Source organism: Streptomyces sp. NPDC059874, assembly GCF_042731135.1.
GTDB lineage: Bacteria > Actinomycetota > Actinomycetes > Streptomycetales > Streptomycetaceae > Streptomyces.
In genome coordinates this window covers 1-12522 of sequence record NZ_JBHWJY010000096.1, presented here as the reverse complement: position 1 = coordinate 12522, position 12522 = coordinate 1, and the positions used below count along the sequence as shown (strand labels likewise).

Annotated in this window: 13 protein-coding genes; 7 read left to right on the top strand and 6 right to left on the bottom strand. The window is 69.1% G+C overall.

Annotated features, from left to right (window positions below):
* Window positions 1-164 precede the first annotated feature (164 nt).
* Window positions 165-410, top strand: coding sequence for an acyl carrier protein (locus ACFV9H_RS35790; RefSeq protein ID WP_385406853.1), 246 nt, complete (start codon window positions 165-167; stop codon window positions 408-410).
* Between the two features lie 293 nt (window positions 411-703).
* Window positions 704-1393 (top strand): recombinase family protein, encoded by a 690-nt coding sequence (locus ACFV9H_RS35785; protein WP_385406850.1) that lies wholly within the window; start codon window positions 704-706, stop codon window positions 1391-1393.
* Window positions 1394-1977: 584 nt separating this feature from the next.
* On the opposite strand, the gene ACFV9H_RS35780 is transcribed toward ACFV9H_RS35785, so the two are convergent.
* Together ACFV9H_RS35780 and ACFV9H_RS35775 are read right to left on the bottom strand one after the other, a co-directional pair.
* Complete coding sequence (locus tag ACFV9H_RS35780; protein WP_385406847.1) at window positions 1978-2568, bottom strand: hypothetical protein; 591 nt, start codon at window positions 2566-2568, stop codon at window positions 1978-1980.
* Window positions 2569-3013: 445 nt separating this feature from the next.
* On the bottom strand, window positions 3014-3979 hold the full coding sequence (locus ACFV9H_RS35775; protein ID WP_385406845.1) for a hypothetical protein: 966 nt from the start codon (window positions 3977-3979) through the stop codon (window positions 3014-3016).
* Window positions 3980-4246: 267 nt separating this feature from the next.
* On the opposite strand from ACFV9H_RS35775, the gene ACFV9H_RS35770 reads away from it, so the two are divergent.
* Both ACFV9H_RS35770 and ACFV9H_RS35765 read left to right on the top strand, forming a co-directional pair.
* A complete protein-coding gene (locus ACFV9H_RS35770) occupies window positions 4247-5092 on the top strand; it encodes a ParA family protein (protein WP_385406842.1) in 846 nt (281 codons plus the stop codon).
* Complete coding sequence (locus tag ACFV9H_RS35765) at window positions 5092-5433, top strand: hypothetical protein (RefSeq protein ID WP_385406841.1); 342 nt, start codon at window positions 5092-5094, stop codon at window positions 5431-5433. The genes ACFV9H_RS35770 and ACFV9H_RS35765 overlap by 1 nt, the downstream gene beginning before the upstream one ends.
* 574 nt (window positions 5434-6007) lie before the next feature.
* Here the strand turns inward: ACFV9H_RS35765 and ACFV9H_RS35760 are convergent.
* The 4 genes from ACFV9H_RS35760 to ACFV9H_RS35745 all read right to left on the bottom strand — a co-directional run bounded on the left by ACFV9H_RS35760 (window position 6008) and on the right by ACFV9H_RS35745 (window position 10059).
* On the bottom strand, window positions 6008-7474 hold the full coding sequence (locus tag ACFV9H_RS35760; RefSeq protein ID WP_385406838.1) for a phage/plasmid primase, P4 family: 1467 nt from the start codon (window positions 7472-7474) through the stop codon (window positions 6008-6010).
* On the bottom strand, window positions 7471-8484 hold the full coding sequence (locus tag ACFV9H_RS35755; protein WP_385406836.1) for a bifunctional DNA primase/polymerase: 1014 nt from the start codon (window positions 8482-8484) through the stop codon (window positions 7471-7473). Before ACFV9H_RS35755 ends, ACFV9H_RS35760 begins: the two co-directional genes overlap by 4 nt.
* Before the next feature lie 166 nt (window positions 8485-8650).
* Window positions 8651-9328 carry an AAA family ATPase gene (locus tag ACFV9H_RS35750; protein WP_385406833.1) on the bottom strand — a complete coding sequence of 226 codons (678 nt, stop codon included), beginning with the start codon at window positions 9326-9328 and terminating at the stop codon, window positions 8651-8653.
* Window positions 9325-10059, bottom strand: a complete 735-nt coding sequence (locus ACFV9H_RS35745) for a GntR family transcriptional regulator (RefSeq protein WP_385406831.1) — start codon at window positions 10057-10059, stop codon at window positions 9325-9327. Before ACFV9H_RS35745 ends, ACFV9H_RS35750 begins: the two co-directional genes overlap by 4 nt.
* Before the next feature lie 282 nt (window positions 10060-10341).
* Between ACFV9H_RS35745 and ACFV9H_RS35740 the strand changes: the two genes are divergently transcribed.
* Genes ACFV9H_RS35740 through ACFV9H_RS35730 form a run of 3 tightly spaced genes read left to right on the top strand, consistent with a single transcriptional unit; the run spans window position 10342 to window position 12421 of the window.
* Window positions 10342-10827, top strand: a complete 486-nt coding sequence (locus tag ACFV9H_RS35740; protein ID WP_385406828.1) for a hypothetical protein — start codon at window positions 10342-10344, stop codon at window positions 10825-10827.
* Window positions 10824-11069, top strand: coding sequence for a hypothetical protein (locus ACFV9H_RS35735; RefSeq protein WP_327169995.1), 246 nt, complete (start codon window positions 10824-10826; stop codon window positions 11067-11069). Before ACFV9H_RS35740 ends, ACFV9H_RS35735 begins: the two co-directional genes overlap by 4 nt.
* A complete protein-coding gene (locus ACFV9H_RS35730; RefSeq protein WP_385406825.1) occupies window positions 11066-12421 on the top strand; it encodes a hypothetical protein in 1356 nt (451 codons plus the stop codon). The genes ACFV9H_RS35735 and ACFV9H_RS35730 overlap by 4 nt, the downstream gene beginning before the upstream one ends.
* The last annotated feature ends 101 nt before the right edge of the window (window positions 12422-12522 follow it).

Genomic DNA, 12522 nt, shown 5'->3' with positions numbered 1-12522 from the left:
GGCAGGTGCGGAACCCGGGAGGGGCATGCCGGGCGCAGCCGAGATGACGGGGGTCTCACCTGATCGTGTCGGCCTGCCGCGTGTTCTCGCCCGCGTGGGGCTGTGAAAGTGGTGCGGCACCGCGCACCGTCACCAAGGCGGCGCCGCAGAGAGTGGAGGCATCCATGGCTGTTGCTACGGTCCAAGAGATCTCTCAGGAAGTCACCGAGATCGTCTACGAGACCAAGAAGCCCGAGGGCGGGCTCGACATCCACACCAAGCTCAGTGACCTCGGGGTCGATGGGTTCGACAAGGTCGAAATCGCGGCCGCGATCGAGGAGCGCTTCGGGGTGGAGATCCCCGAAAAGGAGTTCCGGAACCTCGACACGGTACTTGAGGTCAGCGAGTACATCGCCGAGCACCAGTCCTGAGCAACCGCTCTACACCCAAACCCGAGGTACGGCGGTGTCAGCTGACGCCGGCCAGGACCGGTCAGGTCTTCTCCGCCTGTGGGTCCCGGTTGCTGACGGCGGGCCACTGCGGTCTCGCAGTCGGACTGACGGTCCGTCTGCCGAGGGGTGTGCAGGAAACGATCCGTTTCCGCACACCCCGACGACACGCCCGGGAACCGGATTCCGGGACCAGTTCCGCTGTCCAACAAGGGCGTCCAGGAACTCCCGGCGTGCAGGAACCCGGGCACCCCGGTTTCTGTACGGTGACGGCCATGAGCAGCAGCCTGGCCCAGTGGGCCGACAGCGGCGACGACGTCCTCGACGCCTTCCCCGCCAACCTGACCGGCGTCCTCGTCGGCTACGGCCGCGTCTCCACCAAGGGCCAGCTCCTCGACCGGCAGATCCTCGCCCTGGAGGGCGCCGGGTGCGCGCGGATCTTCGCGGACAAGCTCTCCGGGAAGAACGCCGAGCGGCCCGAGCTGTGGGCCGCCCTCGACTACGCCCGGCCCGGCGACACCCTCGTCGTGCCGTCCCTGGACCGGCTCGGCCGATCCATCCAGGACCTGATCGCCATCGTGGCCGGCCTGCGCAAGCGCGGGGTGGGCTTCCACTCCCTGCACGAGTCCCTGGACACCACCACCCCCGGCGGCAGGCTCGTCTTCCACGTGTTCGCCGCCCTCGCGGAGTTCATCAGGGAGCTGATCATCCAGGGCACCCACGAGGGCCTGGCCGCCGCACGCGCCCGCGGGGAACGCATCGGCCGCCCGCCCGCGATGAACGCGGAGCAGATCAGGCACGCCCGCGCGATGCTCGCCGACGCCGAGGCCAGCATCACCTCCATCGCGAAGCTGCTCGGCGTCTCGCGGACCACCCTCTACAAGTACGTGCCCGAGCTGAAGGCCGGCGGGCGCCCCGTCATCGGCGCCCAGGCCGTGCCCGCCATCGAGGGCGGGCAGAGCTGAGGGCCGCATGATCCATCGTGCGGATAGCCGTCACCGGGTGACGGCTATCGCAACGGCCGTTCGGAAACGTCACCGACACCGCCGACGGCCCGCCGGAGCCTCCACGCCCGCGTGCGGCACTTCGGCGAGCAGTACACCGAGTCGCTCCTCTTCCTGATCGAGACAAGGTGGCCGCAGGCCGGGCAGCGGCCGAAGACGTACCGCTCGACTCCCCCGCGCAGGGCCTCGATCCCCTGGTCTACCGCCCGCCGGTAGACGGTTTCATGGCGCTGGACCCGTCGCCAGTGCCTGCTGCGGCAGGTCGCATTGCAGTACTGCCGGTTCGGGCCCGCATCCTTCGGCAGGGGGTTCCCGCAGTTCCCGCACCGCCTTACCTTCCTGGTCACGCTTCCAGCGTCCCCGGTTCACCGACGTCGCGGAAGACGCCCTCCAGGTTTCCGCAATCTCTGCCGCTGCTGTTCTCGCCAGCGGATACGCAGGCTTTCCCGCCTGCTGAGTGGCCCGCAGCCTTGCAGTCGGCAACGCCAGCTCTTCCGGTGGCGGAAGTGCTTGCGTTTGCGCTGTCGGGAGTGCTGGCCCTCCGGCTAGACCTCGGCGGGTTTGCGTGAGGTGAGCCGGGCCAGCGGCGAGGGCCGGCCTCTGGGCGTTGCCCGGATCTCGTCCCAGTCGATGGCCGGGTGCGCCAGGAGCACCTCCAGGTCGCCGAGGCGGTACAGGGCCACGCACGGGACGTCTCGGCGACGCTGCCAGCCGCTGTGTACCCAGGTCGTGGCCCGCAGCCATTTGGCGTTGGTGAGGTGGTCGAAGTCCGAGGCTCTGATGCCGAGGTGCCGGGCCGCGGCCGTGCGGTTCAGCAGCCGGCCGTTGTGCTTCGCCTTCTCCAGCGCCGTTCGGTCCGCGAAGTCTGCGAGGGCCTGGCCGTCGTAGAGCGCGTGGCCCTTGTACTCGCCGACGCACTCGATCAGCCCGACACGGTCCAGCTCTGCCAGGACCTCCGGCGCGACCCTGACCTCGAACCTCTCCTCCAAGACGGCCGCGGCCCTGCACGCACCCATGTCCGGCAGTCCGTCCGTCGCCGCCCTGATCTCGGCCGCCCTCCCCTCCACCTCCTCGACTACAGCAGCCGACCAGCGTCGGCCCCCGACGTCCTCCGGAGGGATCAGGCCCTTCGCCAAGGCTCGCTCGAACCTCCACAACTCGAACCCGATTCGCTCCGGAAACTGATGTGGGCCGTAGGTTTCCAGCGCCTTACTCCGCGCCTCTTTGCTCTCCGTCATCCACGCCTCCACGTGCGCGAGAGGTATCCCGGCTCCCCCTGTAGAAGTCTGAACGTAGCCCCCTGAAAGGTTCTCTGCAAGCACCCAGAAACCTGCTCTGACCTGCGGTTTCATGGCTCGCGACGAGTGCGCGTAATCTAGCTAGCTTGGACGTCGGACGGGTATTAAAGCCAGCGATCACGCCAGTGTTTCCAACGGCGTTTGTGTCATCTTTTTCGCCCTCTTTTCGGCTTCTGTTTTTGCTGTCTTTTTCGCATGCCTTTATCGGTCCAGCTCGCGTTATCTAGCAAGATTGAACGCGCTGTCTCGCGCCGGGGTTCGGGGGGTCCCCGGGCGCGGGCCGTCAGTCGCGGCGGGCTTTGAGCTGGTTGATCAGGTCGCGCACGCCCTCTGCCTGACCGGTGAGCCGTTCGGCTTCGAGGCGGCAGGCGACAACCCTGGAGTTCCAGTGCACGACGTCGTTCACCGCCTTGCTGACGTCCTCCGTGTTGCCGGCCGCTACTGCTCGGCGCTGCGCTTCCTCAGCCTTGCCCTTGCGCTCCTCCGCGAGGGCGATGTCGCGCCGGGCCTGAGCAGCGGCGGCGCGCAGCCTGGTCTGCTCGCGGCGTGCCCTTTCGGGAGCGACCGCCAGGGCGTGGTCGAGCGCGGCGCGCAGGATGTCGCCGGTGGTGACCACCTTCGACCTCAGCTCGCCTCGCTCCACAAGCTCCTCGGCGGGCGGTGTCGGAGCGAAGGCCGCGGCCAGCCCGGCCAGCACGGTCACTCCGCCGTGTTCACGGACGGATTGACGCATGATCACCTCGGGTCCGTCTCCCCACCGGTCGGCCCACCGCTGGAGCTTCTGCTCGATCTCCGCGTTGTGCCAGTAGCAGGCTCGCTGGAGCCTCTCGCCCAGTTCGTGCGGCAGCCTCACCCCGAGCCGACCCAGGAATCGGGTCTCCCCCTCATCGTGGTGAGCGGAGTAGCGGACCGGGTCGGTGCCCCACCGTCGGCCGGCGCCCAGCGCCCCCGGCGGGATCGGCGGCCACTCCCGATCCCAGTCCCTGGCTGCCAGCTCGGCCCTGACCCCGGGCACCAGCACCCAGTCCCGGCTCCCCGCCAGTTCACCGGCTTCACGCCGCTCGACCAGCAGCTCGCGTGTCACCCGCCGCGCCTGCGCCAGCTTCCCGGCCCGCAGACCCAGGTGCCCCTCGCGCTGCTTCGCCAGCCAGGCCCGCTCCTCGCCCGCGGCCATCGCGGCCACCAGGTCGAGCAGCCTCAGCCGCTCCTCCACCACCGCCACCGTGTACTGCACCGTCGGCATTCCCATGCGGGCAATCATGCGAGATAAGGCGCCGAGATCGCACCCATCGCCCAGGCCGTCAGCCGCACGGGGGACCCCGCCCGCAAAGCTGCGGCCAATCTTGCTAGATAACGCGAAGCTGACCCCGCCCCTTCCTGCTGGCGTTTCCGCGCGCTGGGCCGCTGGCAATCTCGCTTGCGGGAATCGGGTCCGGCGACACGAGGGTGTGCCCGCTTGCACCCGGGGTGGTGGACCGGCGAGGCTGCCCTTCAGGACTCAAGAGAAGGGGCTCCCATGGCCCAAGAAGAGGGACCGCTCTGCGTCGCCGAGTACAGCGAGAAGGGCGGTGTCGGCAAGACCAGCATCACCTCCGGCCTCGCCGCCGTCGCCGCCGATCGCGGGCTGCGGGTCGGCGTCGCCGACCTTGACCCTCGCGGCACGCTCACCGACGAGCTCGGCCTCGACGAACCCGAGCACACCGTCAACGACATCTTCTTCGTTGACACCTCCAAGAAGGCCCCACCTCCGCGCGACCCCGCCGAGATCGTGCACGAGGTGTTCGTCCCCGCCGGCCGCGGCTGGCCCTCAAACATCAAGATCCTCCCCGTCGACCGTGACTTCGCCAACCGCGAGAACGACCCCACCACCGCCATGGAGTTCCGACTCAAGCGCGCTCTCTGGGGACTCCGCGACGAGGTCGACATCTTCCTCCTCGACGTCCCGCCCCGCGCCGGCGGAAAGCTCGCTGGCTCCGCCCTGCTCGCCGCCAAACAAGTCCTGCTTCCCTCCACCCTCACCAAGGACGGCTACCTCGGCGTCCAGGAGGGCCTTCGCTCGATCGCCCACTACAACGGGCCCGGATGCCTCAACCCCGACCTGGTCCTCTCCGGCATCGTCCGCAGCATGGTGCCGCGCAAGAAGGAGTTCAGCGCCGTCAACGCGCACTGGCAGGAGCGCCTCATCGACGACTTCGGCGATTTCCTCCTGCCCGAGCCGATCCCCTTCCTCGCAGTCCGCGAAGTCGCCCGCACTGCCTGCAAACCGATCACTGCCGCTCCCGGCCGGTACGGCAAAGCCCTCGTCAGGACCTACGGCCAGATCCTCGACCACATCCTCAAGACCGCCAAGGAGCAGAGCTGATGGGCAGCTTCCTCAACGACGCCCTCAACGAAGACAAGCGGAAGGCCGACAAGCGGCGCGAGGCCGACCCCGCCGATCCCGGCAACGCCCAGGAGCCCGACTGGGACTCCATCGGCAAGCCGTCCCGGCCTGCCGGACGTCGTGTCGGCCGGCCCAAGGGCCCCGAGCGTGTCCCGCTCACCGTCAGGGTCCTGCCCCACACCAACTCCCTGCTGACCAAGGCGGTCGAGGAGCTGGAGATGAACCCCCAGTCGATCGTGGAGGAGGCACTCCTCGCCTACTTCAAGCGCAACAAGATCCAGCTCGACCCGGCGAACGGCGAGCCCTCCAGCGCCGCCTGAGCCCCTCACAGCCCCTCCAAGGCCCGGGAACGCCCCAACATCGCTCCCGGGCCTTCCCCATGCCCCCTGAGCCGCCGTAGCGGCCGCCAAGGCCTTCCCGGCCCTCTCCGACCAGGGAGGGGTACAGCGGACGGACGCGTCCGCGCCCGACAGACCCGGCTCTCCGCCCATGGCGCCCGCGCGTTCACCGGTACCGGCCACTCGGCCGCGAACGGCCTCCCGACCGGCACCGGGCGCGGGCGCCGTCCGTACCCCACCTCACCCGCACCTCTCGAAAGCACAGACCGGCCGAGCGCTGCGAGTCGACCTCACTACGAGCAACCCAAAGGCGGGCGAGGTCTGGAATGGGCTCTGCGCCGTGGCCGAGTGACCGTAGAAAAATGGTTGCCTGAGGCATCTAGTGCAGGGTTATGGTGGGTTTTCCGAAACTCTCCATGCGTACGCACAGGGAAGGTTATCGGGAAACCCACCACAACCCTACATTTCTGCAGGTCAGCGCGTTTTGGCTCCCTACACGACGACAGCCCCCACCGGACTTCCCGGTGGGGGCTGAACTGTCGCTGTGCAAGGTGGGTCAGGAGTCTTCGGAAGAGTCCTCTCCGGCGACCATCAGACCCGGGTAAACCATGCCTGCGGACGTCCGCTTCTTGGCGAACCCGCGGGCCTCCAGGCTCTTCGAGAACTCAACCTCACTGTTCGCCTGCTCGCCGCTGGCGTGGCACCAGCTCGTCCAGGCGTTGAACAGCTCGCGGGCTGCCACGACGGCGTGGGGCGAGGCGATAGTCCGTTCGTCCATGAACCGGCCGAGGACGTCGCTGGACGCCTTGTATGCCTGTGTCTTGATGCGGACGATCTCGGGCGGGGCGAGGCCCTTCTCCATGTAGTCGTGCCAGCCCGCGTACGCCCACTCCAGGACGGCCGGCGCGGCCTTCTTCAGGCGTTCCGGCAGCCCACCGTCGCGCTCCTCCTCTGGGATCACGACGTCGAACGGAACCACCAGGATGCGCCGCCAGACCGCCGGGTCGTCGCCCGAGACCAGCGGCAGGTGGTTGGTCAGCATGATGAGCGTGTGGGAGGGGTCGAAGGTGATCGGGTTCTTGTGCATGAGGTTCGCCTCGATCGGGTCACCACCGACCAGTCGCTTCATCGTGGCCTCTGCGAACCGCTTTCCCTTCTCCGTCTCGGAGCAGAACGTCAGCCGTGCCCCTCGCAGGCGCATCTTGAAGGCGCCATGCCGCTCGTGCTTGGACTCCATCAGGATCGCCGGGTCGACCTCGATGGCGTAGTCGCCGAACGCGGCCATCAGGGCATCGCGCAGGGTTCCCTTGCCGTTGGCACCGGTGCCGGTGAAGATCGGCATCACGTGCTCGGTGACCTTCCCGAGCATCGCGTACCCGAACAGGCGCTGTACGAAGGCCCGGACTTCCTCGTCCGGCAGGATGCGCGCGAGGAAGTCCTCCCACTCCTGGGCGCCGGCGGGCTCGCCGTCTTCCTCGTCGGGCAGTGCGGCACCGGCGACCTTGGTAATCAGGTCAGCGCGGCAGCAGGGCTCGATGGTGCCTTCGGTCAGGTGGACCGTGCCCGCAGGGGTGTTGAACTTGTACGGGTCTGCATCCAGCCCCTTCGAGGGCGTGCTGATGGGCGGGAGCGAGGAGGCGATCTTCAGCAGACCCTCCAGGCCGGAGGCGGACTCGGACTTACGGGCGTCCTTGTACAGGTCGTCCCGCTCGTCGCCCTCCATGTCGGCGAGCGCGAGCAACGCGTTCTTCACGGTGGCCACCGCGTACGCCATGTCGACGCGCTGTTCGTCCAGGAGCCAGCGAGCATCGTCCCACTCGTGCCAGCCCAGGCCGTGGACGAACCTCAGCTTCTCGTTGTGCTCCGCGATGAAGCGCTCGGCCATCCGCAGCTGCCCGCGGTGCTCGATGCGCCGTACAGGGCGCGGTCGTCGAGGCGCGGGCCGCTCGGCCGTGGTCGGGACGTCGAAGCCGCCCCAGAGGTCTTCGTCGGTAGCGGCTTCACGTGCTGCCGGAACGCTCACGCGGCACCGCCGAGGCGACGTGCTGCCGAGTCATCCATCCGCCGGGGCCGGGAAAGGCCGGCGGTCATACCGGAGCGCAGCGTCTTCTCCACCTCGTACGGGGACTTGTCGTTCAGGCCGGCCTCCAGCGCGGCCGCGGTCAGCTGGTCCTCGGCTTCGGCCTGGTCGAGCAGGCCGGCGGCGACCAGCTGGCCCGCACGGAAGGCGGCCAGGTTCAGCCGGGCGTTACGGCTGCCTACCGCCTGCTTCAGCGCGGCCAGCTCATCGCACTCGGAGCGCAGGATCCCAGCGGCCCACCGCTGTTCGCGGGTGCCCTGCCGAGTGAGTGCGTGCAGTCGGGCGACAACCTCCTTCCGGCGCGGCGCCCGCCCGCTTTTGGTTGGCTCAGGGGAGGAGGTGATCAGGGTCAGCAGCCATTCAGGCAGGTCCGCCGGGGCGGTGATGCTGCCTTCCAGGGTGTAGGCGACGCCGCCGATGACGGAGCCGATGCCCACGACGTACCCGCCGGCCGCGCGGGTGTCGATGCACCAGCCGAGGGAACGGGCGGTGTTGCGGACTTCGGAGTCGGGGGCGCGGAAGAGCAGGTGGCGGCCACCGCTGGGCGTCCGCACGGTCATGGTCTGGGGTACTTCGGCACCGGCACGGTGAGCCAGCGCGGTGAGCATGGAGAAGCCGTCGGTCACCGAGGGGAACTCGGTCGGGGGGACCTCACCGTCGTGGGGGATGTCGAGGTCGACGACGACGAGCTTGGAGGGACCGCAGGCGATCCCGATGTTGAACGGGGCTCGGCCCCACGTGTCCTCGATCACCTGGGGGTCGCGAGTGGCGCGGTCCTCCCAGGAGTGCCAGCGGGGTTCCTTGCCGCCGACCAGCACGGGATGGACGTACATCCCGCTTCCCGCGTAGCGGGAGGCACTGGCGAGCAGTTTCGCCCGGAGTGCCTGGATACCACCCGTCTTGCCGCCCCCGTCCTGTAGCGCCAGGCGGGAAGCGTCTCGTACTCTCTTCACAGAGCGACTCCATTTCGCTCGAACTTCGCCGGGATAGCGGTCCCGGCCTTGCTTGATCCGAGAGGCGCCCTGGCCGGGGCGCCTTCGGTGTTTCTGGGGCCCAATCCTGCCCCTTGATCACTTAATCGGGGGACTTGAATCCCGGGGTGTCCCGTGCTGTCCCGTGCTACGGGCGCTGGGGTTCCTGGAGCGCCCGCAGGACGGGACCGAGGTCGCCGTCATAGATGACGTGGGGTTCGTCAGTGGCCGGTACCTCGAAGCGGGCACCGTGCCGCTGGAGATCGCTCTCGCTGAAGTACATGGAATTCGGGTCATCGAAGGTCTGCTGATTGCGTTCCTTGATGCGTTCCCACAGCTCATCGTGCGTTCCCGGCAGATGAACCAGGGTCACGACCGCGCCGGCCTCCTCCCCGATCCGATGCCAGTGACGGCGTTCGTCGGCCGTCCAGAAGCCGTGGTCCATGACGACGTTCTGGCCGGAGCCGAGTGCGGTACGGAGTTCGGTTGCGATCTCTTCCAAGATCGGCTGCTCCCTTACCCGATAGGCCCCACGGGGGAAGTCCCTCCCGTAGTGGCCGTGCGTGCGCCACACGCGCTCGTCGGGACTGATCCGGAGGTACCCGCGCGCTTCAAGCTCACGGGCGAGGGTGGTCTTGCCGGACCCGGGGAGACCCGCCATCAGTACGAGCCGAGCCGAGCCGGTGTGCCCCGACAAGGTCCTCATGATCTGGGAGATCTCCATCTTGCCGTTCGGGGGCAGGTTGCCGAGGCGGTCAGCGCGGAGGAGAGCGGAGAGGCGTTCCTCGACTACGTGGATGAGGGTGTCGTCCAACGGGATGGTCACTGGCTTGCTTCCTCCTTGGTCCAATGGCGGCCGGGGCCCCCGACGTCGACGCCGTACTCGATCGTGGCGCCGGAGCTGTCAATGACGCGGACGGTCAGCACGATGACGGCGGCCCGTGTGTCCGGGGGGATTTCGAGGGATTCGGCGTCGGCCGGAGTTGTGATCCGTGCCCACATGGCACTGACCCGGCGGGTGACCGGACGGCCGGTGTGCCGCGTGATCAGGTCGATGGAGGTCCCCCCAGTGAGGCGCTTGCCCATCAGGAGCTCGGGCAGCTCCTCGGCGATGGTGGCCGGGATCCACGAAGTCGAGTGGGAAACGACGGCGTTGGTGTGCTCGTCCCGGTACGTACGCGAGCGCCGGAGGACCGGCGTACCCGCCGAGATCCCGAGGGCCTCGGCTACTTCCTCTGAGGCCGAGACGATCCCAGCCATGTGCGAGTCGGATCGCTCCCCCGCACGCCAAGAGGAGCCGGTGAGCTTGCTGCGCTCCTCACGCTCCGCGGCTGTCGACAGGGTGGCTCGGGCCCGCACGATCGTCCCGTGACCCCGCGACGAGGTGACAAGTCCGTCAGCCTCCAGGGCCTTGTACGCGGCGTGGACGGTGGTCTTGGAGCCCTTCCCCTGAAACGCCAGCTCCTCGATCTTGGGCAGGCGATCACCGGGCGAGTACTCGCCGCTGCTGATCTGCGCGGCGATCTCGTCCGCTAGGTCTCTCCACTTGGGGGGCATGTCCGGTGATCTCCTCGTCTCGACGGGACCAGTGAACCATAGTCCCGGGATTGATTCCTAGAGACACGCATTCCCGGGATTGTCGCGCCTCGGGTGATTGACAGTCCCCCGCAATCCTGGGAATGTCATGGCGGAAGCAACGCCAAGTGAGACCAACTCACGAAGCGTGACGGCACAGCCATGTCTAGCGGCCTCAGAACGAGGAACGGCCCTCCGGGAGATCTGCCAGGACCACCGGAGAGCCGCTCGTTGGGGCCGTCCATCGAGAGGAGCACGGCCCACATGAACATCATCGTTGCTGGTCAGCGCATCGTTACCCAGGCCGAGTACTTCGAGGCCGCGATCGGCTTCGACGTCGAGCCGCTGGACGTCGAGCACGACCTGATGGCCGGCGGACTCGCCAGCCGGGACGCCCTGACGTCCTTCCTCGCCGACTTCCGGGTCGAGACCGACACGGACCGCGAGGACGCCACGTACTACGCCGGACTGCTCCGCCGGATGCCCCGCGAGCTGCGCACCCACAAGCCCGCCGCGTCGGTCGCCGCCGTGGCTGCCGAGCTGGAGCTCGCCGACGAGGTCCTCGGCTTCGAGGACGACACCGACACCTACGCCGACTGGACCGGCGTCGACTTCGACTCGTACGAGGTCCTCGCGTCGCTCGGCACCCACGACCCGGCCGCGGCCGTCACCGCCGCCCGCGCCCCGCGCCCGGCCCGACCCGTCCTGACCCTGGTCCGCTCCGAGGCCCCGGCGGAGGTGGCGGCATGAAGCAGGCCCTGCGCCACATCGCCCTGTTCGTCCTGACCGTGCTGGGGATGGTGCTCGGCGTGATCGCCGGGACCGTCGCCCTGGTCAGCCTCATCACCGAGTTCGCGGCCCGCGCGACGGCCGCCGGCGGGGACTCCCTCGCCCGGCGCTTCCGCCTCGACCCGATCTCCCCCCGACTCCGCACCGAGCTGGCGCAGCTGCTGGCCGGAATCGCGACTCCCGCCGCTGGAGGCCCCCGATGAGTACGTACCGAGAGGAGCGCCGCGCCGATGAGGCCGCGGCCCGGACCGCCGACCGCGAGGACCGCCGCCTGGAGCTGGAGGCCAAGCTCGCGTACAAGCGGCAGCTGGCCGAGGACGAGCGGGCGGAGAAGGAGCGCAAGGCAGAGCAGGCCCGCAAGGACGGCGAGGTCAAGCGCCGCCAGGAGCAGGCCGAGGCCCGGCGCCGCCAGGACGAGAAGGCCCGCAACCGCGCGGCCCGGGTGGCCCGCATCGGCAAGGTCGCGCGCTGGGTCAACGCGAACCCGGTCACGGTCTTCGTCGGCTTCGTCATGTCCTCCTCGGTCATCCCGGCCGTCATCTCGCAGGTCGGTGCGCTCGGTGACACCGGGGTGAACGTGCTCCTGGCCGCGCTGCTCGCCGCGATGCTGGAGGGCGGCGCCTGGGCGTTCACGTTCATGGGCAAGGCGGCCGAGGACGCCGGAAGGCCGGCGGTGAAGTACCGCATCGCGACCTGGTTCACGGCGTTCGTCGCGGCCGCGGTGAACTACTGGCACTGGGCGGAGAAGCTGCCGAAGGCGCAGTGGGTCGCCGTCGTCTTCGCGGCGAGCAGCCTGTTCGCGATCTACCTGTGGGACATGAAGACGCACGGCTCCCACGGCCGTACGAAGGAAGAGCGCAAGGCCGAGCGGGCCCGCCGTAGCCACCTGGCGAAGCGGAAGAAGGACCACAAGGACATCGCGAAGCAGGCGGCCCTCCTCCTGTCGGCGATGCCGTACGGGGCGATCGACGAGGAGCAGGCGTTCGCCGCCGCGTGGCGCATCCACAAGGGTGCCGAGCCGGGCCTCTCGCCGGAGCTGTACGCGGCGGCCACGAACGCGAAGGTGGCCCTCGGCGCGGCGTTCGAGCTCGGTGAGCACGTCCGTCCGGAGATGGTCCGGGCGGGGATGCTCGCCAGTCTCTACAACCCGCTCAACCCCCTCTCCCACCGCCCCGCGCAGAGCGTTCCGGCACTCGACGCCACCGGGTCGGCCCCGGCCCTCCAGGGGTCCGCCGAGGGGCCTACAGGCCAAGCGGGAATTGGGGTGTACGGCACTCCGGTCTACCGCAAGAAGGCCAGCGAATCCGCCAGCGAGAAGGCGGGCGGGAACGCTGGTGGAGACGCTGGCGGGAACACCCCGCGAGGCCGGTCCGCAGAGGAGCTGGCGCAGCTCCTGCCGGAGGCTCACCGGCTGGCCAGTGAGCTGGTCGCCGAAGGCCGGCAGATCTCGGCGGCCTCGCTCGCGAAGGGTCTGAAGATCCGCCGCGAGGACGGGATGTGGCTGCGGGACCGGGTGATCGAGGAGCGCAAGCTCCACCTGGTCCAGGGCGCCTGACGGCCCGTCTCGTCCCCTGCACGTCCTGCGCGGACGGCCCTGCGGCCGCCGCGTGACTCCCCCCCGAAAGCGCGGGGCTCGGCGCCTCCCTCTCACAGTCG

What these genes read in the sequence shown, in the direction of transcription:
- ACFV9H_RS35730 (WP_385406825.1), top strand. Translation starts at nt 11,066, where the DNA reads ATGAGTACGTACCGAGAGGAGCGCCGCGCCGATGAGGCCGCGGCCCGG.
- ACFV9H_RS35745 (WP_385406831.1), bottom strand. Translation starts at nt 10,059, where the DNA reads ATGCCCCCCAAGTGGAGAGACCTAGCGGACGAGATCGCCGCGCAGATC.
- ACFV9H_RS35765 (WP_385406841.1), top strand. Translation starts at nt 5,092, where the DNA reads ATGGGCAGCTTCCTCAACGACGCCCTCAACGAAGACAAGCGGAAGGCC.
- ACFV9H_RS35770 (WP_385406842.1), top strand. Translation starts at nt 4,247, where the DNA reads ATGGCCCAAGAAGAGGGACCGCTCTGCGTCGCCGAGTACAGCGAGAAG.
- ACFV9H_RS35790 (WP_385406853.1), top strand. Translation starts at nt 165, where the DNA reads ATGGCTGTTGCTACGGTCCAAGAGATCTCTCAGGAAGTCACCGAGATC.
- ACFV9H_RS35785 (WP_385406850.1), top strand. Translation starts at nt 704, where the DNA reads ATGAGCAGCAGCCTGGCCCAGTGGGCCGACAGCGGCGACGACGTCCTC.
- ACFV9H_RS35740 (WP_385406828.1), top strand. Translation starts at nt 10,342, where the DNA reads ATGAACATCATCGTTGCTGGTCAGCGCATCGTTACCCAGGCCGAGTAC.
- ACFV9H_RS35775 (WP_385406845.1), bottom strand. Translation starts at nt 3,979, where the DNA reads ATGGGAATGCCGACGGTGCAGTACACGGTGGCGGTGGTGGAGGAGCGG.
- ACFV9H_RS35735 (WP_327169995.1), top strand. Translation starts at nt 10,824, where the DNA reads ATGAAGCAGGCCCTGCGCCACATCGCCCTGTTCGTCCTGACCGTGCTG.